Source organism: Rhodococcus sp. IEGM 1354 (assembly GCF_030056855.1).
In the GTDB taxonomy this organism is placed as follows: domain Bacteria; phylum Actinomycetota; class Actinomycetes; order Mycobacteriales; family Mycobacteriaceae; genus Rhodococcoides.
Genome location: NZ_JASHKT010000007.1, coordinates 30411 through 53537, shown reverse-complemented (window position 1 = coordinate 53537; position 23127 = coordinate 30411). Strand labels below are relative to the sequence as shown.

Genomic DNA, 23127 nt, shown 5'->3' with positions numbered 1-23127 from the left:
CGCCGTCGGTCAGATCAGGTTGCCTGCCTCGGTCAATACGCTGCGCAGGATCTGTTCCATCTCGTCGAACTCCTTCTGCCCGCAGATCAGTGGTGGAGCCAGCTGGACGACCGGGTCGCCGCGGTCGTCGGCTCGGCAGTACAGCCCGGCGTCGAACAGGGCGGTGGACAGAAACCCGCGGAGGATGCGTTCTGCTTCGGCATCGCTGAACGTTTCCTTCGTGGCCTTGTCCTTCACCAATTCGATGCCGTAGAAGTACCCCTCGCCGCGCACATCGCCGACGATGGGCAGATCGTGCAGTTTTTCGAGAGTCGCGCGGAACGCGGGTGCGTTGTCCGCAACGTGCGCGTTGAGCCCCTCGCGCTCGAAGATGTCGAGATTGGCCATGGCGACGGCAGCGGAGACGGGGTGCCCACCGAACGTGTAGCCGTGGGCGAAGCTCGACGTGCCGTCGTCGAACGGCTCGAAGAGCTTGTCGGACGCGATCATCGCGCCGATGGGGGAGTAACCCGAGGTCATTCCCTTCGCGCAGGTGATGATGTCGGGTACGTAGCCGAAGTCGTTGCAGGCGAACATCGATCCGATACGCCCGAACGCGCAGATGACCTCGTCCGAGACCAACAGGACGTCGTAGCGGTCGCAGATCTCGCGTACGCGCTCGAAGTATCCGGGCGGGGGAGGGAAGCAACCACCGGCATTCTGGACCGGCTCGAGGAACACCGCGGCCACCGAGTCGGGGCCCTCGAATTCGATGGCCTCGGCGATGCGGTCGGCCGCCCAGATACCGAACGCCTTGGGATCGGTGTCCATGGGGGCCGCCGCCCGATAGATATTGGTGTTCGGCACCCGAAATGCGCCCGGGGTCAACGGTTCGAACGGTTCCTTGAGTGCCGGGATACCGGTGATGGCCAGAGCGCCCTGCGGGGTGCCGTGATACGCGATGGCACGCGAGATCACCTTGTGCTTACCGGGTTTGCCGACCTTCTTGAAGTACTGCTTGGCCAGCTTCCACGCGCTCTCGACTGCTTCGCCACCGCCGGTGGTGAAGAAAACTCGGTTGAGGTCCCCGGGGGCGTATCCGGCGAGCCGTTCGGCGAGTTCGATGGCCGGCTCGGTGGCGTACGACCACAGTGGGAAGAACGCCAATTCCTTGGCCTGCTTGGCCGCGGCCTCGGCCAGTTCTTCGCGGCCGTGCCCCACCTGAACCACGAACAGGCCCGACAGTCCGTCGATGTAGCTCTTCCCGTTCGAGTCCCAGATGGTCGAACCCTCGCCGCGGGTGATGATCGGGGGAGTGACCCCGGCGCCGTGACGGGTGAAGTGGCCCCACAGATGCTTGGCCGCGGAGGCGTCGAGCTCGGATGTGGTTCGCGTCATCGTGTTCCCCAATTGTATTGCTGCTTGACGAGTTTGAGATAGACCAGGGTTTCGGTACTGGTGACCGCGTCGAGGCTGCGGATCTGCTTGTTGAGAATCCGTAGTAGTTGTTCGTCGTCCTCGCACACCACTTCGACGACGATGTCGAAAGAGCCTGCCGTGAGGACCACGTAGTCGATCGCGTCGATCGCCGAGAGTTGCTCGGCCAGTGCATGACTGTCTCCGGTGCATTTGATGCCGATCATGGCCTGTCGCTTGAATCCGACCTGTACCGGATCGGTCACCGCGACGATCTGCATGACGCCGGAGTCCGTCAGACGCTGAACTCGTTGCCGCACAGCTGCTTCCGAGAGTCCGACGGCCTTGCCGATGGCAGCGTACGAGCGTCGCCCGTCCTCCTGAAGTTGTTCGATGATCGCCTTGGAGACGTCGTCGGGTGCGATGGGTGACTGATCCGGCATCGGTCGATCTTGTCACCGACACCGCCGCCGACACAAGCGATGGGCGATGAAATTCGCAATAAATATCTATTTCGACGACAGAATCGGTTGTTGCGGGTTCGGAAACCGGGCGAATCCGTGGATGGGTCGGTATCGTGCAGTCATGGCGAACATTCCTGGTTGTTGGATCGACGGACGCGCAGTGGACGGCAGCGGCGACCGCTGCGGCGTCGAGAACCCGGCGACCGGAACCGTGGTCTCCGAGTTCCGTCACGCCACGGCAGCGGACGTCGAAGCGGCTCTCGTTCGAGCGCGCTCGGTGCTACCGACGTGGGCCACCGCAACTCCGGCCCAGCGCGGCGCGGTGCTCGCCGAGTTGGCGCGATTGGTGGCGGCCGACGCCGAATTCGCAACCGAAGAGGTGGCCCAGACCGGCAAAAGCGTGCGTCTGGCGACGGAGTTCGACGTTCCGGGCAGTGTCGACAACATCGAGTTCTTCGCCGGAGCTGCCCGACATCTGGACGGCAAGGCCACGGCCGAGTACTCGGGCGAACACACCTCGGCCATCCGACGTGACCCGGTCGGCGTGGTCGGATCGATCACGCCGTGGAACTACCCATTGCAGATGGCCGTCTGGAAGGCGATCCCGGCGTTGGCGGCCGGGTGTTCCATCGTGCTCAAACCCAGTGAACTCACCCCTCTGACCACGCTGCGTCTGGCACGTCTCGCCACCGAGGCCGGCGTGCCCGACGGGGTGTTCAACGTGGTCACCGGAACCGGATCGCAGGCCGGAGTCGCGTTGTCCTCGCATGCGGGCCTGGACCTGATGACCTTCACCGGTTCCACTCCCGTCGGGAGGCAGGTGATGTCGCAGGCTGCCGTGCACGGCACCCGGGTGCAGCTCGAACTCGGCGGCAAGGCCCCCTTCGTGGTGTTCGACGATGCCGACCTCGAGGCATCAGTGCACGGTGCCGTCGCCGGTTCGTTGATCAACGGCGGCCAGGACTGCACGGCGGCCACCCGCGCCATCGTCGCGGATTCGCTGTACGACGATTTCGTCGCCGGGGTTGCCGAGGTGATGGAACGCGTCGTCATGGGAGATCCGACGGATCCGGCGACCGACATGGGATCGCTGATCTCGATCGCGCATCGCGATCGTGTTGCGGCCATGGTGAATCGGGCTCGTGACACCGGAGCCAGGATCGTGACCGGTGGCCGTGTTCCCGAGGGCCGGGGTGCGTTCTATCCACCGACGTTGGTCGCCGATGTGGGCGAGCAGGACGAGATCTATCGCGACGAGGTGTTCGGTCCCGTGCTCACGGTGTCCAAGCATCACGGGGACGACGATGCGATCCGGCGGGCCAACGACACAGCGTTCGGGCTGGCGGCCTCCGCGTGGACCTGCGACGTGTATCGCGCAGGCCGAGCGTCGCGGGAGATCGCGGCCGGTTGTGTATGGATCAACGACCACATCCCGATCATCAGCGAGATGCCGCACGGCGGATTCGGAGCCTCGGGGTTCGGAAAGGACATGTCGAGCTACTCGCTCGACGAGTACCTCACCGTCAAACACGTGATGACCGACATCACCGGTGTTGCCCGAAAGTCCTGGCATCGCACAGTATTTGCCTCGACCGGCCCCGACACGCAGGTGAACGCCCGATGAGCGCATCCTGGGCAACCGAACCCACCGACCGCGGCGTGGCGATGGTGGCGGGCGCGGCACCGGAGTCCTACTGGCTGGACCGTCCCGAACGCCCGAAGCCACGGGCGCGGCACACCGGTTCGGCTGCAGCGGATCTGGTGATCGTCGGCGGCGGGTTCACCGGATTGTGGGCGGCTCTGCATGCGGCAGAGGAGAACCCGAACCGGTCTATCGTCGTGCTCGAAGGCGACCGCATTGCCGAGGGCGCAACCGGACGCAATGGCGGCTTCTGTGCGGCCAGCCTGACGCACGGACTGGGCAACGGACTCGACCGGTATGCCGACGAACTACCCGAGTTGCTGCGGATGGGCACGGAGACGCTCGACGCGATCTGCGCGACTGCGAAGAAGTACGGAATCGACGCCGACATCGAGCGCACCGGCGAGCTCGACATCGCCAATTTCGACTGGCAGGTGGACGACCTCCATGAGCTCGGCGAGGAGGGGCGACGACTGTCGCAGCCGATGGACTATCTCGACTCCGCCGCGGTGCAGTCCAGAATCACCTCACCGATGGCGCGCGGTGCCCTGTTCGACCCCGACGTCGCGATGATCGACCCCGCCAGACTTGCCTGGGGCTTGGCCGACGCGGCCGAGTCGCTCGGCGTTCGCATTCACGAGAACACCAAGGCGCTCTCGATCGAGAAGTCCGACAAGGGAGTTCGAGTCAAGACGGGTTACGGCACCATCGAGGCAGCGAAAGTTCTGTTGGCCACCTCGGCGTCGAAGTCGTTGCGCCGAAAGCTACGACACTGGATCGTCCCGGTGTGGGACTACGTCATCATGACCGAACCGTTGAGTGCGTCGCAGCTCGCCGCGATCGGCTGGTCCGGCCGCGAAGGATTGGCCGACTCCGGCAACCGATTCCACTACTTCCGGTTGACGGCCGACGATCGCATCCTGTTCGGCGGGTGGGACGCGCACTACTTCTACGGCAGCGACACCGACCCACGCCGAACCCAACATCCCGAAGAGTTCGCGTTGCTCGCCGAACACCTGCTGCAGATGTTCCCGACTCTGGAGGGAATCCGTGCCACCCATGCCTGGGGCGGATCGATCGACACGTGCTCGCGGTTCAGTGCCTTCTGGGATCTCGGAATGAACGGGCGAGTGGCGTCGGTGGCCGGGTTCACCGGCCTCGGCGTCGGCGCATCGCACTTCGGGGCCCGCACCGCCCTCGATCTCCTCGACGGCAAGGACACCGAACGAACACGCCTGAAAATGGTGCGCACCAAGCCGCTTCCGTTCCCACCCGAACCCCTCAAGTCGATCGGGATCAACATCACTCGTGCACAATTCGCTCGCGCAGACCGCAACGAGGGACGGCGAGGACTGTGGCTGAAGGGAATGGACGCGTTGGGTCTGGGCTTCGACAGCTGACCGAGCGGCTGCGCCGCACGTGAGTGGAAACTCGGGCTCTGCTACGCATTTCCACTCACATGCGGCGAAGCCGCTCACTCGTGCGGAACGACGACCACCGGCACCGGGGCAGCACGCAGAATCTTGGCGGCACTCGAGCCCAGGAACACCCGCTTGGGGGTCGCCAGCCGACTCGAGCCGAGCAACAACACATCACCCGGTTTCCACTCGAGGTTGCCCACGGCCTCGTCCAGCGTCGACCCGTCGGCCACCACGGATTCCAGGCCCTCGATGCCGGGGAGAGTGCGGGCAGCGAGTTCGAGATTCTCCTGTGCGGCAGCGACTTGCCGTCGCCGCGTGTCCAATGAAGTCTCGTCGCTCGGGGTCCCGGTCGGTTCCAGAGAGACCAGCGAGACCAATCGAAGAGGCACGTGCGCAGCGCTGGCGAGAGTGAAAGCGAACGGCAACGGGTTCGGGGCGGAGGACCGGGTGGGAACGGCGACGGTGAGATCGGTGATCGGTGCGTTGGAGAGCCGGTAGCCCCGAGGCGCAAGTGCCAGCGGAACTTCCGAGGCGTGCAGAAGCTGACCGGCGACCGAGCCGATCGAATGTCGGTTCAGTAGGCCGTCACGGGCACCGCCGACGACGATCATGTCGGCATCGGTGTTCACCGCGAAGTCGATCAGGGCGCGGGCGAACGACTCGTGGCTGAGCACGTGCGTGGTCACCGCTATACCCGACGGGACCTGGGCGGCCGCGTCGTCCACCCAGCCCTGTGCCTTGGCCTCGAGAATCTTTCGGTACGGTCCGCTGCCTTCCATGACAGGTTCGTCGACGGCCATGACCAGCACGATGTTGATGGACGCGTCGAGGGCGCGGGCGAGGGCGGTGGCCAGGGCTACGCCGTCGTCGCCGCTGGGGGTGGCGAGGTAGCCGACGGTGATCTTCATGAGTTTCGGTCCTTGTCTTCTAGTAAGTGTCCGGAACCTTGACTTCGGTGGACGCGGTGAGTGTCTTGCCCTGGAAGAAGTCCTTGTTGCCCACGAAGCAGAGCAGCATCAGTGGGATTCCGAGTACCAGCATGCCGACGCCGAGTACGAACACTCCGCCGACCGGACCGTAGACGGTGTAACCGTAGTCGGGCTTGATCATGTCGACCGCGCTCTGGACGAACGCCCACGTCATCGACAGCCCGCCGAGAAGTGGAAAGATGCCGCGCATGAACAGGTTTCGGGCGGACGAGAACAGTGTCCGACGGAAGTACCACGTGCACGCGTATGCGGTGATGCCGTAGTAGAACGCGACCGCGAGCCCGAGCGATGCCACCGAATCCTGCAGCGCGTTGGCGCTGACGAAGGTGAGCACCAGGTAGAACATCAGGGCTGCGGCACCCATCACCAGCGTGCCGAAGCCGGGGGTCATGTACTTGGGGTGCACGCTGGCGAACCGCTTGGGGATTGCCTCGTACACGGCCATCGACAGTGTTCCGCGGGCCGTGGGCAGGATGGTCGTCTGTGTGGAGGACAGTGCCGAGATCGAAACCGTCAACAACAGCAGCGACGCGACGATCGAGCCGGCAACCGGATCGCCGAGAATGGTGAGCACATCGTCGACGTTGTCCGGGTTGTTCAGACCGATGCCGGTGTCTCCGAACCCGGCGAACGACTGCACGGCGTATCCGACGAGCACGTAGGTGGCGACGAGAATCAGCGTCGTGATCACTGCGGCCCGTCCCGGCGTCTTCTCCGAGTCCTTCGTTTCCTCGCCGACGGCCAGGCAGGCATCCCATCCCCAGTAGATGAAGATGCACAGGATGATGGCCTGGGCCGCGTCGGACATCGTCACCCCGGTGGGCACCAACCAACTCCACTGGGGCGTGATGGCCTGCGGTCCGGCCGTGCCTGTCCCGACCTTGACCAATGCCGTCACCGACACTCCGATGAGCACGCCGAACTGCACGACCAGCAATACGTTCTGCATGCGTTCGCTGATGAGGATGCCGCGAAAGCTGACGTAGGTCATCGCGACGATGAAGAACGAACCGAGGGCGACCTTGGCTGCGGTCGACTCCGCCAAACCCGACAGGCCGAGGAACTCGAACAGGTAGATGGCTGCGATCTCGGCGACGTTGGCCAGCACGATGATCGCCGAGACGGCCAGCCCCCACCCGGCCATCCATCCGACCCAGGGCCCGAAGGCCTTGGTGCCCCAGGTGAACGACGTTCCGCAGTCCGGTGTGTCGCGACCGAGCTCGCGGTAGGCAAAGGCGGTGAGCAGCATCGGAACGAAGGCGATGAGAAACATCGACGGTGCTTTGTCGCCGACGGCCAGAACGACGTAGCCGAGGGTGGCGGCGAGACTGTATGCCGGGGCCACCGCCGACAGTCCGATGACGATGTTGCCGACCAACCCGAGCGCGCCGGTGTTGAGTCCTTTACCCGGAATGGTGTTCGGGGGTTCCGCAATCGACATAGGTCTCTCCGAGGTTCGAGTCGACCGAGGCGTCGGAAGGGGACCCGACAGAATCGGTCGCGTGTGATGGATGAACACTACGATTTCCGTCGCCGATTCGCTGTGTATCGACGGAATAGTTTTCATCGGAGTAACAATGCAACGAAATGGGTCGCGGAAGCGGCGGACGTCGGGGGAATCCGCGGACTCGCCGAGTGGCGATGACAGACGCGCGTCCGTGCACGACGCGCGCTACCGTCGACACATGAGCACCGCGGAGAACACTCAGTCCTCGATCGGTGGCAGTGCGCCACTCGATCTCGCGTCGATCAGGACAGCTCCGAAGGCGTTGCTCCACGATCATCTCGACGGCGGACTTCGTCCGCAGACCGTGCTGGAACTGGCCGACGAGTGCGGCTACGACGTTCTTCCCGCGACCGACGGTGCCGCTCTGGGGGAGTGGTTCCGCGACGCAGCGGACAGTGGATCGCTCGAGCGCTACCTCGAGACGTTCGCGCACACCGTGGCCGTCATGCAAACCCCCGAGGGGTTGTTCAGGGTGGCGCGCGAATGCGCAGAGGATCTGGCCGACGACGGCGTCGTGTACGCCGAGGTGCGCTTCGCGCCGGAACAGCACCTCGAGCGCGGGCTGACCCTCGACGAGGTCGTCACCCACACCCTCGCCGGTTTCGAGGCGGGCATCTCTGCAGCGAAGGTGCGGGGCAAGAACATCACGATCGGCACCCTGCTGACGGCCATGCGGCACGCCGCACGTTCACGAGAGATCGCCGAGCTGACGGTGCGTTTCCGTGACCGCGGGGTGGTGGGCTTCGACATCGCCGGGGCCGAGGCGGGCTTCCCTCCCAGCCGCCATCTCGACGCTTTCGAATACATGCGAGCCAGCAACGCGCACTTCACCATTCACGCGGGCGAGGCCTTCGGTCTGCCGTCGATCCAGGAAGCGGTGGCGTTCTGCGGAACCGACCGGCTCGGACACGGCGTGCGCATCACCGACGACATCACGACGAACTCCGACGGCACGCCGTCACTCGGTCTGTTGGCCGCGTACGTCCGCGACACCAGGATGCCTCTGGAGTTGTGCCCCAGTTCCAACGTGCAGACCGGTGCCGTCGAATCGTTGGCGACGCACCCCTTCGACCTGCTCGCACGACTGCGGTTTCGCGTCACCGTGAACACCGACAACCGATTGATGAGCGACACCTCGATGAGCCGAGAGATGGTCAAACTGGTGGAAACGTTCGGCTACGGGTGGAGTGACCTCGAACGGTTCACGATCAATGCTATGAAGTCTGCATTCCTGCCGTTCGACGAGCGACTGGCGTTGATCGACGACGTCATCAAGCCCGGCTACGCAGTGCTGATCGGCTGACGAGCGAGCGCGCGGCCGGGCGAAAACGCGCTACTTCTTGCGGAGACGGCTCTCGAACTCTCGCTCGAGGGCGCGCCAGGCCTCGGCCTCGACGTCGAACGGTGCGCTCGGGGCCAGTCGATCGGGACTGGGCTCGAGGGTGTACGAGACGTACCAGCCCAACGGAGTGGACGTGGCGAGGGCCTCGTCCACCGAGCTGTCGCCGGCGAAATCGGCTGCATCGGTGAACAATTCGACGGCAAGATCGAGCTGGTCGACGTCCACCGCGGTGGGCCCGTCGGCCAGGTCGTCCGCGAGTCCGGGCAAGACGTAGACGTTGTCGTCGGTGATCGTGATGTCCAGTGAGCCGTCGATCGCGGCGGTCTGAACATCGGAGTAGGTGCTGACCTGCGCCAGGTCGTGATCGTGATCGTCGGCGAGGTAGCGAGCAAGTGACCGCTCGGACCCGAACACGCTGATGGCTCCACCGCGGCCGAGGAAGACGGGCCTGTCGCCGAGGTAGCAACGCAGGGTGTAGAGCGTGTCGTCGGACGTGATGATGCGAATGGGATCGATGCCGACGGTGGTCCAGAACGTCTCCTCCGCCGCGGCAGCGGCGATGGGATCGCGGTCGACGTCGTCCTCGTCGCTCTCTGTGTCGTCGTCGGACTCTTCGTCCTCGGTGTCGTCGTCGATGTCGTCCGTTGCGTCGTCTGCATCGACGGCGTTCTCCGCAGCCGCGGTGATCTCCGCCTCGGCGACGGCGACGGCGGCGCTGTCGACGTCGGGGGAGGTCACGATGGAATCGACTGCGTCGAGGACTTCGTCCCAATGCTTCGCCACTGCTGCACCGATGCGGTCCCACAACTCGGCACCTTCACGGCCGAGAAAGTTCTCGACGCCACCGGCCACCGCACCGACGAACGGATTGGTTCCGAAAAAGCTTGTGACGGGCCGTAGTTCGCAGACATCACCGATGGACGAGACGATGTCGAAGGTGGCCTGCAGTTCGGCGAGAACGTCGGCTTCGGGGTCTGCAGCCACCAACTCGGGCACTGCGACGAGGTCGAACCGATGCAGATCGTCGGGCTCGAGTTCGTAGGCCGCGAGAGCGGACACCACCGGCCACGACGGGTGGTCGACGAGGTCGTTGTCGTCGTCGGATCGGACGAATGCGGCGAGCTCGGCGACGGTGGCGAATCCGTAGAGATCTTCCTCGTGTCCGAGGAATGCCTCCCATTCGTCGTCGCCTTCTCGCCACTCCGGTGCCCACAGAGTCGAGAAGTCACCGGCGGTCAGACCGAGTTCGATCGGGATGATGTCTCCAGCCATGGCGCGAAGCCTATCTCAGGAGTCTGTGAACGAAGCCTGCAGACTTTGCAGGACGGTCTCGCGCTGGTCCAACGCTGCGGACGCCGCCTCGGCAGCTGTGACGACGATCGTCGAGGCGAGTTCGTGGGCGGTCACCGATCCGAGATCCTCCGCGAGATCGAGCCCGACCATGGCCCCGGTACCGTCCGCGACGACGGTCACGAGCCGGTCGGGCGAGGCCACCCTGATCCTGATGTGGTCGACGAGCTCCTGCGTCTCACGCAGTCTGTCGAGCCGGTGTCGAGCGTTGTCGATCACCGCGTCGAGATCGGTGGGGTGAGTGTGGGTCATACCGGTCGCAACCAAGTCGCGGGTGCCGGTTCCCGGGCCAGATCGTCGTTCGCGTCGGCGGCCACTCGGGCGTCGGTCGGCAGACCCAGGCGATCGAGGATGTCGGCGGGAACCCCGTCCTCGGCCAACCGGATTCGGCGCTGTGCCTGAGCGGCCGCGGTCGCCCGCGTGCACCGATCCAGGATCGTCGACGCCAATGCGGTTCCCCCGTAGCGTAATTCGCGTGGGTCGACAGCGATTGCGATCGGCACTCCGTGCTCGGTCGCGCGAACGGACACCGAGCCGGTGCGAGTTGCCGATACCGCGCTGACGACGGTGGTGTTCGAGTTCGTCATTGCGTCACCTCTCATGCGGTCTGCCTCTCGTTCGGTCCGACTGTCATTGGGTTGGGCGATAGAAGCCCTTGAATGCCATGTCGCTGTTGGTGGTTCTGATCGGTCCTACCTGCACCGGGTCTCCCGCCTCGACGAGCTGGCCGTTGCCGATGACCATCGCTACGTGGCCGTCCCACACCGCGAGATCGCCGGGCTGCACCTCACCGGCCGCCACCGACGTGCCGATGTCCTGTTCCTGCGCCAGCCGGGGGATGTCGACGCCCTGCTGTGCGTACGCCCATTGCGTCAACCCACTGCAATCGAGTCCGGTGCCCGGCGTCGTACCGCCCCAGGCGTAGGGGACGCCCTGCTGTGTCAGCGCGCTGCGAACGGCACCTGCGGCTTCGGCGTTGGGGGCGGTGACGGTGCTCCCGTCGGGCAATCGCACCTCTACTCCTCGGCCGGTCGGGTATGCGCCTGCGTCCCCGGCGCGGGGCGAATCCGTCACCGAATTGCCCAGAAAATGCTGTGCTCCACCGGCTCCGGGGGCCTCCGGCGTGCCGCCGGTTTGTGAGAGCGACTGCGCGAACGTCTTCGCCAGCTTCTCCCCGGCCTCGATCACCTGAGCCGTTGCAGGTGAGGTCATCAGATTGGAGGGCGAGCCCGGCACCGCTGCCGGGCCGGAGTCGATGGGTGCGGGAACCGCGGGTGGGGAGGCCAGCTCGCCGGCTGTCGCAGCATGGACGGCCAGTTCGGCGCGCACGCGCGCGACCACCGCCAGAGCGCGCTCGAGGTGCTCGATCGCGGCCGAGATCAGCATCGTCTGCCCCATCGGGGTGGCGATGATCGGTCCTGCGGAGAGGGCGATGCCCACGAACGACTGCACTATGGCCTGTAGTTCGACGAAACCCTGCTCGGTATCCCGGCATGCCCGATCGACGACGGCGGCGATGTCGTCCGCGTGATCGGCAAGGGCCAGAGCACTCGCATGAGCGTTCTCGGCGTACCGAAGTGCTGCGTCCGCGGCCTCGCCGTTCCAGTTCGAAGCAAGCTCGGTAATCGCGATGCGGCCGATTCCTTGGGCGGCCTCGATCGCAGCCGACGACAGTCGCAACACATCGGCCGGGCCTCCGGAGGGAACGGTACCGCCGCCGAAGGCACCGAGTAGCTCGACGATGGGGCGAGAAAGTAGATCGATCATCGCCGCTTACCGAGCGTCCGGTGTGCGACCGACAGAGTGGGCCGTGACGGCCGCCCCGGTTGCGTCGTCGGTGCGGGCGTACGACACCGCAGCATCGGCGGCCGCGGACCCGAGGCTTGCCACCGCTCCCGCCAGGCGAACGACCGCATCGGTATGCGCCAGATGGGTTCCGGTCACGGTGGCCAGAAAATCCTGCCCGATGAGGCCGAACACCGGCGCCAACACGGCGGGCCCGCAGGCAGCGGCTGCGGCACCGGCCGCCCCGATCTGCTCGGCCATGGTGGACGCCGCCGCGCCGTAGGCGAGCACCCTCTCGGTCTCGACGACGAGTTCGTCCATGAGTCCCCCTGAAATCGCGTGCGTTCGCGCAGCCGCCGAATGCGACGCCCAACTGGTTCGACGCGAGTGCGGGCACATCGGTTCCCCTGAGTTGCCGTCGCCGTGTCTCCCGGCGACCTACTCCGGTGGGTCCTCGTCCGGTGGGGCCCGATGGTGCGGGGGCCTTATCCTGTGAGACATGGATACACACGTGGTCGACCACCCACTGGCCGCCGCCCTGCTCACCACCATGCGGGACGAGCGGAGCGACAACGCCACGTTCCGAACTGCGCTCCGCCAGCTCACCCACATGCTGGTGTACGAGGCCACCAGGGACGCCGACATCGATACGTTCGAGGTGCGTACTCCCGTCGCGGTCACCCAGGGCACCCGGTTGGCTCGTCCGCCGCTGCTGGTGCCCGTCTTGCGTGCCGGTCTCGGCATGGTGGAGAAGGCCAGCGGTCTGATTCCACAGTCTCGCGTCGGGTTCGTCGGGATGGCCAGGGACGAGCAGACGCATCAGCCGGTGCCCTACATGGAGTCCCTGCCCGACGACCTGTCCCAGACTCCGGTCTACGTGCTCGACCCCATGCTGGCGACCGGCGGATCGATGGTGCACACGATCGAGCTGCTCGTCGGACGCGGCGCAACCGATGTCACTGCCATCTGCGTGGTGGCTGCCCCCGAAGGTGTCGCAGCGCTCGAAGCATCGGGACTGCCGGTGCGACTCGTTGCCGCGAGCATCGACGACGGACTCAACGACAATGCCTTCATCGTCCCGGGCCTCGGCGACGCGGGCGACCGTCAGTTCGGACCCCGCTGATTCGCTCCGGTGCAACCCTGCTCGCGCTCGGGGTCTCCTGGCCGTCGGCGGGGCCTGACACCCCGCGGTTGCGCCTGCTCGACATCGAGACCGAGCAGGTCGAGTTCCAGGAGCTGGTGGGTAACACACTGAGCTACCGCGCTCTCGGCGGTGCGGCAGACCGATACTGCACGGGCCGGACGGCATTCACTGCGGACGGGCCGCCGCGGTACGTTCCGTGCCCGGGCCGAGAGCCGGCCGCCGGGTCGAGCCAGTGCGCACGGTGCGCGGACAAGGACGTGTTTCGTTTCGTTCATACCGTGCACCGCAGCGGATTCGTCTCCCGCGATCTGGAAAAGCATGTCATGGCACCGCATTGGCTCTACCTGGCGGCATTTGCCAACGGCACCTTCAAGATCGGGACAGCCGCGCAGACTCGCAAATGGGGTCGGCTGGCCGAGCAGGGGGCTATCTGTGCGCAGTACGTCGCGTACGCGGACGACGGCAAGGCCGTGCGTGTGGCCGAGGACCTGGTGACCGAGAGGCTCGGACTACGGCAGGCCGTACGGTCGGCGACGAAGGCAGCATCGCTGTGCGTGCCACTCGATCTCGGCCGATTGGAGGCAGGCACTGCCGCGCGTGCGGAGCAGGTCCGCCAACTGTTGACCGACGCCGGGATCGGCGGATGTCGGCCGATCGCGGAGCGGTGGACTCCGCCTGCGGGGCGGGAAACATTGAGCGAGAACGATACTCGGGTTGCCTACCCCGCCGATGTCGCAACCGGCTCTCATGGACTGCAGATCAGGACATGCATCGGGCAGGCAGTGATCGCCTCGGTCGTCGAGCAGACCTACGTCGCGGATCTAGCGGCATTGAAGGGTCGGCGCATCGAACTCGGGGCCTTCACGTCCGATCTGCCTGCGGTGCAGTCGGCACTGTTCTGAGTTACAGCTCTCGTGCAAACGCGGAGAGCTGGGCCAGGAGATCGGCCGCCGTCGCTCGTGCCCTCGTCAGATCCTGCCGACCCGAGACGGGCTCGATGACCTCGAGGTATGCCTTGAGCTTGGGTTCGGTCCCGGACGGCCGCACGATGACCCGGAGCCCGGATCCCGCGATTTCGACTGCGTCGGTGCGCAACTCGTCGTCCCGGTCGGCGTAGTCCATGACGGTCACCGTGCGTCCCGCCAGCTCCGTCGGCGGCGTACTGCGTAACCGGTGCATCATGTCCCCGATGTCGGTGAGATCCTGCACTCGGCGCGACACCTGCGCACCGCTGTGGACTCCGAATTCGACGGCGAGGTCGTCGAGTACATCGAGTAGCGTGCGTCCGTCCTGCTTCAGTGCTGCCGCGAGGTCCGCCAGTACGACGGCGGCAGAAATCCCGTCCTTGTCTCGCACCACATTCGGATCGACGCAGTGACCGATCGCTTCTTCGTAGGCGTACACGAGGCCGTCTCCGGCGCGCACGAGCCATTTGAAACCGGTCAGTGTGCGGGCATAGCGCGCGCCGCGGGCCGGTGCCAGTGCCGAGAGCAGCTGCGAGGACACGATGGTGTTGGCCACCAGCGAGCCGGGCGGTGCGTCACGCAGCAGGTAGTCGGCCAGCAGAGCGCCGGTTTCGTCCCCGGTCAGCATCCGCCAACCGTGGTTGTGTCGGACTCCGACTGCGCAGCGATCGGCATCGGGGTCGAGCGCCACGGCGAGGTCGGCGTCGGTCTCGGCCGCCAGCGCGAGAACCGCGTCCGCAGCACCCGGCTCTTCCGGGTTGGGGAAGGTCACCGTCGGGAAGGACGGATCGGGCTCGAACTGCTCCTCGACCACCCGGATGTCGCGGAACCCAGCGCCGCGCAGTGCCGCCACGGCGAGTTCGCCGCCGACGCCGTGCAGAGCGGTCAGGGCGATACGAACATTGCGTGATCTCGAACGGGGCAGTCTCACAACCGAATCGAGGTAGCGCGACGCGATGTCCGAGCCGCTGGGCTCGACGGCCGTGCGAGGCACGTCGACTGCATCTGCGCTGGCCTCGATGAGCGCCTCGATCTGGGCATCGCTCGGCGGAACCAACTGCGACCCGCCTCGCAGATACACCTTGTACCCGTTGTCGGCGGCCGGGTTGTGCGATGCGGTGATCTGTACCCCCAGCTCGGCATCGAGCGCCCGTACGGCGAAGGCGACAACGGGCGTGGGGAGTGGTCGAGGCAGAAGGACCACCGAAAATCCCTGCGCGGCCAAGGTTTCGGCGGCAGCAAAGGCGAAGTGTTCCGAACCGGTGCGCGCGTCACGGCCCACCACGACCGTGGATCCGCCGAGGCCCTGCCCGAGCAACCACGCTGCGATACCGGCGGTTGCTCGCACGACCACGGCGACGTTCATGCCGTTCGGGCCGGCGCGCACCGGCCCTCTGAGGCCGGCGGTGCCGAAGGTCAACGGACCGCTGAATCGGTCCGCGAGTTCGGATTCGGAGAGGCCGTCGAGTTCGTCGCGGCTCGCCGGATCGGGATCTCCCGCCATCCAGCGTTGCACACGCTCGGTGAGATCCTCGATCACAGTCGGGTGACCAACTCGTGCAGCAGAGCGCCCATCCGAGCTGCCGAATCCTTGCCCGCAGCGAGCACTTCGGAATGATCGAGGTGTTCTCCGGTCATGCCGGCAGCGAGGTTGGTGACCAACGAGATTCCCAGCACGCGAGCACCCTTTGCACGGGCGGCGATCGTCTCGTGCACCGTCGACATGCCCACCAGATCTGCACCGAACGTGCGCAGCATCTTGATTTCGGCAGGCGTCTCGTAGTGAGGGCCCGGCAGTCCTGCGTAGACGCCGTCCTCGAGAGACGGATCGATCTCGGCCGCGAGAGCGCGGAGTTCGGGTGAGTAGGCACCGACGAGATCGACGAATTCGGCGCCGACGAGCGGCGAACGGGCGGTCAGGTTGAGGTGATCTGAAATCAGAACCGGTTGGCCGACGCTCATGCCTTCACGGATGCCGCCGGCGGCGTTGGTGAGGACGACGGTTGTCGCGCCTGCCGCGATCGCGGTGCGCACCGGGTGCACGACGCGTCGGAGGTCGTGGCCCTCGTATGCGTGCGTACGGCCCTGAAGTAACAGAGTGTGGGTTCCGCCCACGTCCACCGAGGTGATCGTGCCGGAGTGGCCCGACGCGGACGGCGGCGCGAAGCCGGGGAGATCGGCCATGCGCACGGTCGCTGTGGGGGAGCCGAAGACATCTGCGGCCGCCTGCCAGCCGGAGCCGAGGACGATGGCCACGGTATGGGTGTCGATGCCGGTCGCTGCAGCGAGAGCATCGGCGGCGGTGCGCGCCGCCGCATCGGGATCGGTCACGGGATCGGTTGCTCGTGCGTCGGAAGTTGCCACGATGAACAACAGTATGAGATCGCTGCGATGGATGTGGAACCGAGACGGTGCGACCGGGAAGTTACCGCCGAGTAGTATCCGCTGCATGCCTTATCTCGAACGCGACGGTGATGTCCACATCTTGTTCCTCGGTGCCCAGGAGGGCGCGGGCAATCCAGAGAACAGGTTCCATCCCGACTGGATAGATGCCGTCCATGCACTGCTCGACGAGGTCGAGGCATCGACCGGTCCGGCCGCGCTGGTCACGACCTCGGCAGGCAAGTTCTACAGCAACGGACTCGATACCGATTGGCTGTTCGCGAACCTGGACCGGATCACCTGGTACCTCGACCGCGTGCACACGCTCTACACGCGGCTGCTGGCGTTCCCGATGCCCACGGTCGCAGCGGTGCAGGGCCATGCGTTCGGTGCCGGCGCGATGTTCGCAACATCGCAGGATTTCCGCATCCAGCGCGCAGACCGAGGCTTCTACTGCCTGCCGGAGGTCAACCTCAACATGCCGTTCACCGTCGGCATGTCCGCCCTGATCAACTCCAGGCTGCCCAAGCAGACCGCCGTCGAGGCGATGCTGACCGGCCGTCGCTACGGCGGGGCCGATGCGGTGGCCGCAGGAATCGTCGAAGCCACCGCGTCCGAGGAATCGGTTGTCTCCGACGCCGTTGCCAAGGCGGCAGCGCTGACCAGCACCCGGGGAGCGAATCTGGCCGGCATCAAGAGTCGGATGCACGTGGACCTGCTCGCTGCGCTGACGACGCCGACGGACGACAGCAACTTCAGCTTCGGCAACTAGCCCCGTCCGGCACTGTTCGGGCTCGGAGTCGGCACAGCCGTTCCGACACGCCGCCGCGCTAGTGACACACTGTCTCTCGTGATCGACGAACCGAACAGTGCCGCCGTGGGCGAGGAGATCGGCCGCGCGCTCGCTCACGCAACCGACGAAGTGGTTGCGCTGTCGCATTCGATTCACGCAGAACCGGAACTGGCGTTCGAGGAATATCGCAGCGTTGCGAAGGTCCTCGACACACTTCGCGCCCACCGTTTCGAGATCGAATCCGGGGTCGCCGGCATCGACACCGCATTCACCGCGTCGGTGGGTAGCGGCGAGCTCGTGATCGGAATCTGCGCGGAGTACGACGCGTTGCCCGAGATCGGTCATGCCTGCGGCCACAACATCATCGCCGCGTCCGCGGTGGGTGCTGCCCTGGCGCTCGCGCCGGTGGCCGATGCTCTCGGCATCACGGTCCGAGTGCTCGGCACCCCTGCCGAAGAAACTGGCGGCGGCAAGGTCCTGATGCTCGAGCGCGGCGTCTTCGACGACATCGGTGCCGCGCTGATGGTGCATCCGGGCCCGTTCGACATCGTGGGCGCGACGTCGCTGGCATTGGCCGACGTTGCCGTCAAATTCACCGGCCGCGCTGCCCATGCCTCGGCCGCCCCCGAGTGGGGAATCAACGCGGGCGATGCCGTCACCGTCGCGCAGGTGGCGCTCGGGCTCATTCGGCAGCACCTCTCGCCCGGCCAGCAACTGCACGGCATCGTCAGCGACGGCGGCGTCGCGCCGAACATCGTGCCGGGACATGCCGAGCTGCTCTACTATCTTCGCGCGAACAGCACCGAGTCACTCGAGGCGCTGACGAAGAAGACGTTCGCCTGTTTCGAGGCGGGTGCCATTGCCACTGGATGCACACACGAAATCCGCACGGTGTCGCCGACGTACGCGGCCCTGACCCCGGATTCGTGGCTGGTGGCGGCATTTCGTCAGGAAATCGAATCATTGGGACGGTCGCCCTTGGCGCCGGATCTGGAAGGATTTCGCCCGTTGGGCAGCACTGACATGGGAAACGTGACGAATGTTCTACCCGGAATCCACCCGGTCGTCGGCCTCGATGCAGGAGGGGCGGTGACGCATCAACCGGAGTTCGCCGCCGCGTGTGTCACCGAGTCCGCCGATCGTGCACTGCTCGACGGTGCTCTCGCCCTCGCTGGAACGGCCGCTCGTGCCGCAGCCGATCCACAGACCCGGGCGCGTCTGCTCGACGGTGTGAACGCTCGATCGGCGGCGCGGCGATGAGCGCAGGCGAAGAGGCAGAAGTTCGGATGAGCGCAGGCGAAGAGGCAGAAGTTCGGATGAGTTCACGCGAAGCCGCGATCGATCGGTGGATTCAGGCTCACACAGAAGATCTGTCCCTGTGGCGTCGGCACATTCACGCCCATCCGGAACTGGCCCGTCGTGAATTCGCTACGACGGCGTTCGTCATGGAGCAGCTCTCGGCGGCAGGCCTGTCACCCAAACCTCTGCCCGGCGGTACGGGCTTGATCTGCGATATCGGTCCCGACGGCCCACGCGTCGCACTGCGCGCGGACATGGATGCGTTGCCGCTGCAGGAGATCACCGGTGCGCCGTACACGTCGACGGTTCCCGGCGTATCCCACGCGTGCGGGCACGATGCCCACACCACGGTGCTGCTGGCGACCGGACTCGCGCTCGCGTCGCTGCCGGACCTGCACTATGGCGTTCGGCTGATCTTTCAACCTGCCGAGGAGGTCATGCCGGGCGGTGCACTCGACGCCGTTGCCGCGGGAGCGCTCGACGGGGTGTCGAAGATTTTCGCGTTGCACTGCGACCCGCGACTCGAGGTGGGGCAGGTGGGCGTGCGCGTCGGGGCCATCACCTCCGCCGCCGACACCGTCGAATTGCGTCTGGACTCGCCTGGCGGGCACACGTCGAGGCCGCACCTGACGACAGATCTCGTCTACGCGTTGGGCACCGTCATTACCGGGCTGCCCGGCATGTTGAGCAGACGCATCGATCCGCGAACCAGCACGGTGATGGTCTGGGGCGCGGTCGTGGCGGGGCAAGCCCCCAACGCCATTCCGCAGACCGGCATGCTCACCGGAACAGTACGGACCGGCGACCACGAAACGTGGGCGCTGCTCGAGCCTCTTGTTCGCGAGATCGTCACCGGTCTGCTGGCACCGACCGGGGTGCGCTTCGAGCTGCACTACCGTCGCGGCGTACCGCCCGTGGTGAACGACCCGGCCTCCACGGCCACCTTCGAGAAGGCCATCGGCCGAGTGGGGCCGGCGGCGTTGGCCGACACGGCACAGTCCGGTGGCGGCGAGGACTTCTCGTGGTACCTGGAGAACGTGCCGGGAGCGATGGCCCGACTGGGCGTGTGGTCGGGGACCGGTCCGCAACTCGACATCCATCAGCCGACATTCGACCTCGACGAGCGAGCCTTGGCCGTGGGTGTGAAGGTGATGACCGGAATCGCATTGGACCCGAACTAGCGGTCGGGCGGTTGTCGTCGCCGCTGACCGCGAACTTCTACGACGTGGTGCCCGGCCCCACGTTGCGGCTGTTCCTCGTGCGTAGGTCGCGCACGTATGCGGCAGGGGCACCGGCAATTTCGGCGGCCTCGGCCATGACCCCGAGGTAGCGTGCCGACGGTAGGCCACCCTCGTAGGCGTCGAGAACATAGAGCCATGCCAGGACCGGCTCGCCTCCGGTCTCGATGCGCAGCCGGATCTTGCGGTGGATGCCGAGTTCCGAGCCCTCCCACCGATCCAGGCTCTCCTCGTCCTCGTCGGAGACGTCGTAGAGCACCACGAAGACCTGTGAGTCCGGGTCCTCGACGATCGTGGCGAGCGCGCCCTCCCAGCCGATGTCGCCACCGCCGAAGGTCAAGCGCCACCCGTGCAGCCACCCGGTTCCCGACAGCGGTGAGTGGGGGCAACGCTGCAACATCTGCTCCGGATGCATGTTCGATCCGTAGGCGGCATAAATTGGCACGTCGGCCAGCCTAAACCGTATCGCCGCCCGTTGACGCCCCGTGGTGGTGTTTCGGTGCGTCGTCGCAGGTACGCCGATCGACGGGTGGAGTGAAGCTAGCCTTACCGACGCGCGGAACCGGACACTGCAATACCGTTGACGTGACACAGTACAAAGATTTCAGCACGCGAGAAGAGGATCAATGACCCGGATTGTGATCATCGGTGGTGGTCCGGCAGGGTACGAAGCAGCATTGGTGGCGGCGCAGCACGGCGGACAGGTGACGCTCGTCGATTCCGACGGCATCGGTGGCGCCTGCGTTCTGTGGGACTGCGTGCCGTCGAAGACGTTCATCGCCTCGACCGGCATTCGCACCGAGATGCGTCGCGCGAGCGACCTCGGAATCTCACTGGACCCATCACAGGCAGCCGTCGCGCTGCCCCAGATTCATTCGCGAGTGAAGAGCCTCGCGCAGGCGCAGTCCACCGACATCGCGCACCGGGTCACCTCGGTGGGCGTCGAAATACTGGCCGGTCGGGCCGAGATGATCGACACGCACGTCGGATTGGCCTCGCATCAGATCAAGGCGGTGTTGGCCGACGGCGAGGAGCGAATTCTCGACGCCGATGTCGTCCTCGTCGCCACCGGAGCGCGCCCCCGCGTCGTCAAGGGTGCCGAGCCGGACGGCGAACGCATTCTCAACTGGCGTCAGTTGTACGACCTCGAAGCACTGCCCGAACACCTCGTCGTCGTGGGATCCGGTGTGACCGGTGCCGAGTTCGTCTCGGCCTACACCGAGATGGGCGTCAAGGTCACCGCGGTGTCGAGCCGCGACCGCGTCCTCCCGCACGAGGACGAGGACGCCGCCCTGGTGCTCGAAGACGCGTTCAACGAACGTGGCGTCACCCTCGTCAAGCATGCCCGCGCAGACTCGGTCGTCCGCACCGACGACGGCATCGTCGTCACGCTGTCCGACGGGCGCACCGTCGAAGGCAGCCACGCTCTGATGACCGTCGGTTCCGTTCCCAACACCTCCGGTCTCGGACTCGAAAAGGTGGGCATCGAACTCGACAAGGGCGGTTACCTACGTGTCGACCGCGTGTCTCGTACCGCGGTCGCGGGCATCTACGCGGCGGGTGACTGCACGGGTCTGCTGCCGTTGGCGTCGGTGGCCGCGATGCAGGGTCGCATCGCGATGTACCACGCCCTGGGCCAGGCCGTCAGTCCCATCAAGCTCAAGACCGTGGCGTCGGCGGTGTTCACGCGGCCCGAGATCGCATCGGTCGGCGTCGCACAATCCGCAATCGATGCCGGTGACGTACCGGCACGCACGGTGATGTTGCCGTTGACGACCAACCCGCGAGCGAAGATGAGTGGTCTCAAGCGTGGTTTCGTCAAGATCTTCTGTCGCCCCGCTACCGGTGTGGTCATCGGTGGTGTGGTGGTTGCTCCGAGCGCATCGGAGTTGATTCTTCCGATCGCTATGGCCGTACAGAACAATCTGTCGGTGAACGACCTGGCCAACACGTTCTCGGTCTATCCGTCACTGTCGGGTTCGGTCATCGAGGCCGCGCGTCAGCTGATGGCTCACGACGACCTGGACTGATTTCACAATGTGAGAAATGCGTTTCATATTCCGGACGCACATGACATAGTCGAGAGAGCGGACACACCCGTCCGCTCTCTCTTCGACTCTGCGGATCCGCGGGCCGTTCTTCCCGTCCCTGCTGCCCTGGAGTCACTTTCATGTCTTCTGTCCACCTCCCTCCCGGCTTGGCCCGCCGAACCGCAACACTCGACAGCTCGGCCATCCGCGACCTCCTGGCCCTGACCGCTCGCAACGAGATCATCAGCCTGGCCGGCGGTTTACCGGCTACAGATCTCATACCGGTCGACCGCATCGCTGCCGCAGCGGACGCGGTGCTGCGACACTCCGACGCAGTGCAGTACTGCGAGACCTCCGGCCACCGAGCCCTGCGCCGCGTCATTGCGGCCAGGGAAACCCTCGCCCGCGGAGGGGGTACCGTTCCGGCCGATTCCGTCGTCGTGACGCATGGATCGCAGCAGGCCCTGACGCTGCTCGCGCAGGCATTGATCGACCCGGGTGCCGTCGTGGTGGTCGACGAACCGGCGTATACCGGAGCGCTGCAGGTGTTTTCGATTGCCGAGGCGCAGATCGAATCCATCCCCATCACCGACGGCGGGATGGATGTCGACGAGCTCGAAGCGCGGCTGCTCGCCGGCCTGCGGCCCGCGGTGGTTCATACGGTCGCCAACTTCCACAACCCCCGCGGCGTGACGATGACCGAGGCTCGCCGTCGCCGACTCGCAGCCCTGGCCGACCTGTATGGATTCTGGATCATCGAGGACGATCCGTACGGCGAGATCTGGTTCGACACAATCGAATCCGGACCGCCACCGCTGCCGATCGCGTGTCACAGCGACCGGGTCGTTCGGTTGTCGAGCGCGTCGAAGATACTGGCGCCAACTCTGCGCGTGGGATGGTTCGTCGCCCCGCGCGCCGTGTGTGCGGCGGTGGAACTGCTCAAACAGGGTGCCGATCTGTGCGGTTCCTCGCTGACACAGCTGATGGCAGCGGACATGCTGGGCGACACCGGGTGGCTGGCGGAGCATCTGACCGATCTTCGGCGTGAGTACGGTAGTCGCGCAGACGCATTGACGACCGAACTTTCCGGGGAATTCGGTGTGGCACTGAACGTCTCGCGACCCACAGGTGGAATGTTCGCGTGGGCGTCGTTTCGCGACGGGACCGACACCACCGAGCTCCTCGCGGCGGCGCTCGAGCATGGTGTCGCGTTCGTGCCGGGTAACGCGTTCGTGCGCACTGCAACGTCCACGTCGGCCGAATACTCCCGCCCCTCGTTGAGGCTGAGCTTCGCCGGCTCCACACCGGAGGTGCTGATCGAGGCTGTGCGGCGGCTGAGCGCGGCACATGCGTCCATGAACCGGCGGAGCTGAACCGCGGC

At 65.8% G+C, this 23127-nt stretch carries 22 protein-coding genes; 10 read left to right on the top strand and 12 right to left on the bottom strand.

Features of this window, described 5'->3' with window-relative positions:
- Nucleotides 1–9: 9 nt before the first annotated feature.
- Both QM588_RS16630 and QM588_RS16625 read right to left on the bottom strand, forming a co-directional pair.
- Nucleotides 10–1377, bottom strand: a complete 1368-nt coding sequence (locus QM588_RS16630; protein WP_283314947.1) for an aspartate aminotransferase family protein — start codon at nucleotides 1375–1377, stop codon at nucleotides 10–12.
- Entirely contained in the window at nucleotides 1374–1838 is a 465-nt protein-coding gene (locus QM588_RS16625; RefSeq protein WP_283314944.1) for an Lrp/AsnC family transcriptional regulator, read from the bottom strand. The genes QM588_RS16630 and QM588_RS16625 overlap by 4 nt, the downstream gene beginning before the upstream one ends.
- 142 nt (nucleotides 1839–1980) lie before the next feature.
- On the opposite strand from QM588_RS16625, the gene QM588_RS16620 reads away from it, so the two are divergent.
- Complete coding sequence (locus tag QM588_RS16620) at nucleotides 1981–3483, top strand: gamma-aminobutyraldehyde dehydrogenase (protein WP_283314942.1); 1503 nt, start codon at nucleotides 1981–1983, stop codon at nucleotides 3481–3483.
- Nucleotides 3480–4901: an NAD(P)/FAD-dependent oxidoreductase gene (locus QM588_RS16615; RefSeq protein WP_283314941.1), complete on the top strand. Its 1422-nt coding sequence runs from the start codon at nucleotides 3480–3482 to the stop codon at nucleotides 4899–4901. The genes QM588_RS16620 and QM588_RS16615 overlap by 4 nt, the downstream gene beginning before the upstream one ends.
- Before the next feature lie 74 nt (nucleotides 4902–4975).
- Here the strand turns inward: QM588_RS16615 and QM588_RS16610 are convergent, their stop codons facing one another.
- Both QM588_RS16610 and QM588_RS16605 read right to left on the bottom strand, forming a co-directional pair.
- Complete coding sequence (locus tag QM588_RS16610; RefSeq protein WP_283314938.1) at nucleotides 4976–5830, bottom strand: universal stress protein; 855 nt, start codon at nucleotides 5828–5830, stop codon at nucleotides 4976–4978.
- Between the two features lie 19 nt (nucleotides 5831–5849).
- Nucleotides 5850–7352: an APC family permease gene (locus QM588_RS16605; protein ID WP_283314936.1), complete on the bottom strand. Its 1503-nt coding sequence runs from the start codon at nucleotides 7350–7352 to the stop codon at nucleotides 5850–5852.
- Between the two features lie 244 nt (nucleotides 7353–7596).
- Here QM588_RS16605 and QM588_RS16600 point away from each other — a divergent pair, with 244 nt between their 5' ends.
- Nucleotides 7597–8721, top strand: coding sequence for an adenosine deaminase (locus QM588_RS16600; protein ID WP_283314935.1), 1125 nt, complete (start codon nucleotides 7597–7599; stop codon nucleotides 8719–8721).
- 30 nt (nucleotides 8722–8751) lie between these two features.
- On the opposite strand, the gene QM588_RS16595 is transcribed toward QM588_RS16600, so the two are convergent.
- From QM588_RS16595 to QM588_RS16575, 5 genes are read right to left on the bottom strand one after another with little or no spacing between them, the layout of a single operon-like run.
- On the bottom strand, nucleotides 8752–10032 hold the full coding sequence (locus QM588_RS16595; RefSeq protein WP_283314932.1) for a primosomal protein: 1281 nt from the start codon (nucleotides 10030–10032) through the stop codon (nucleotides 8752–8754).
- A gap of 15 nt (nucleotides 10033–10047) precedes the next feature.
- Complete coding sequence (locus tag QM588_RS16590; protein WP_283314931.1) at nucleotides 10048–10362, bottom strand: YbaB/EbfC family nucleoid-associated protein; 315 nt, start codon at nucleotides 10360–10362, stop codon at nucleotides 10048–10050.
- The gene (locus tag QM588_RS16585) at nucleotides 10359–10697 is read right to left on the bottom strand and encodes a hypothetical protein (RefSeq protein ID WP_283314928.1); all 339 of its coding nucleotides are present in this window, start codon (nucleotides 10695–10697) and stop codon (nucleotides 10359–10361) included. Before QM588_RS16585 ends, QM588_RS16590 begins: the two co-directional genes overlap by 4 nt.
- 43 nt (nucleotides 10698–10740) lie before the next feature.
- Nucleotides 10741–11877: a C40 family peptidase gene (locus tag QM588_RS16580; protein ID WP_283314925.1), complete on the bottom strand. Its 1137-nt coding sequence runs from the start codon at nucleotides 11875–11877 to the stop codon at nucleotides 10741–10743.
- A 6-nt stretch (nucleotides 11878–11883) separates the two neighbouring features.
- Entirely contained in the window at nucleotides 11884–12216 is a 333-nt protein-coding gene (locus QM588_RS16575; RefSeq protein ID WP_283314922.1) for a type VII secretion target, read from the bottom strand.
- Between the two features lie 178 nt (nucleotides 12217–12394).
- On the opposite strand from QM588_RS16575, the gene upp reads away from it, so the two are divergent.
- Both upp and QM588_RS16565 read left to right on the top strand, forming a co-directional pair.
- A complete protein-coding gene (gene upp, locus QM588_RS16570; protein ID WP_027496434.1) occupies nucleotides 12395–13018 on the top strand; it encodes a uracil phosphoribosyltransferase in 624 nt (207 codons plus the stop codon).
- Nucleotides 13019–13086: 68 nt separating this feature from the next.
- Nucleotides 13087–13941, top strand: a complete 855-nt coding sequence (locus QM588_RS16565; protein WP_283314919.1) for a DUF2797 domain-containing protein — start codon at nucleotides 13087–13089, stop codon at nucleotides 13939–13941.
- Nucleotide 13942: 1 nt separating this feature from the next.
- Here QM588_RS16565 and QM588_RS16560 read toward each other — a convergent pair whose 3' ends face one another.
- Entirely contained in the window at nucleotides 13943–15508 is a 1566-nt protein-coding gene (locus tag QM588_RS16560) for a phospho-sugar mutase (protein WP_283315281.1), read from the bottom strand.
- A gap of 32 nt (nucleotides 15509–15540) precedes the next feature.
- Complete coding sequence (locus tag QM588_RS16555) at nucleotides 15541–16368, bottom strand: purine-nucleoside phosphorylase (RefSeq protein ID WP_048319886.1); 828 nt, start codon at nucleotides 16366–16368, stop codon at nucleotides 15541–15543.
- An 85-nt stretch (nucleotides 16369–16453) separates the two neighbouring features.
- Here QM588_RS16555 and QM588_RS16550 point away from each other — a divergent pair, with 85 nt between their 5' ends.
- The 3 genes from QM588_RS16550 (at nucleotide 16454) to QM588_RS16540 (ending at nucleotide 19659) form a co-directional block, all read left to right on the top strand.
- On the top strand, nucleotides 16454–17158 hold the full coding sequence (locus tag QM588_RS16550) for an enoyl-CoA hydratase-related protein (protein WP_032366665.1): 705 nt from the start codon (nucleotides 16454–16456) through the stop codon (nucleotides 17156–17158).
- A gap of 117 nt (nucleotides 17159–17275) precedes the next feature.
- A complete protein-coding gene (locus tag QM588_RS16545; protein WP_283315279.1) occupies nucleotides 17276–18439 on the top strand; it encodes a M20 family metallopeptidase in 1164 nt (387 codons plus the stop codon).
- A gap of 56 nt (nucleotides 18440–18495) precedes the next feature.
- A complete protein-coding gene (locus QM588_RS16540) occupies nucleotides 18496–19659 on the top strand; it encodes a M20 family metallopeptidase (protein ID WP_032372892.1) in 1164 nt (387 codons plus the stop codon).
- A gap of 37 nt (nucleotides 19660–19696) precedes the next feature.
- On the opposite strand, the gene QM588_RS16535 is transcribed toward QM588_RS16540, so the two are convergent.
- Nucleotides 19697–20161 (bottom strand): gamma-glutamylcyclotransferase family protein, encoded by a 465-nt coding sequence (locus tag QM588_RS16535; RefSeq protein WP_283314913.1) that lies wholly within the window; start codon nucleotides 20159–20161, stop codon nucleotides 19697–19699.
- Between the two features lie 181 nt (nucleotides 20162–20342).
- On the opposite strand from QM588_RS16535, the gene QM588_RS16530 reads away from it, so the two are divergent.
- Entirely contained in the window at nucleotides 20343–21746 is a 1404-nt protein-coding gene (locus QM588_RS16530) for an NAD(P)H-quinone dehydrogenase (protein ID WP_027496441.1), read from the top strand.
- 140 nt (nucleotides 21747–21886) lie between these two features.
- The gene (locus tag QM588_RS16525; protein WP_283314911.1) at nucleotides 21887–23119 is read left to right on the top strand and encodes an aminotransferase-like domain-containing protein; all 1233 of its coding nucleotides are present in this window, start codon (nucleotides 21887–21889) and stop codon (nucleotides 23117–23119) included.
- Nucleotides 23120–23127 lie beyond the last annotated feature (8 nt).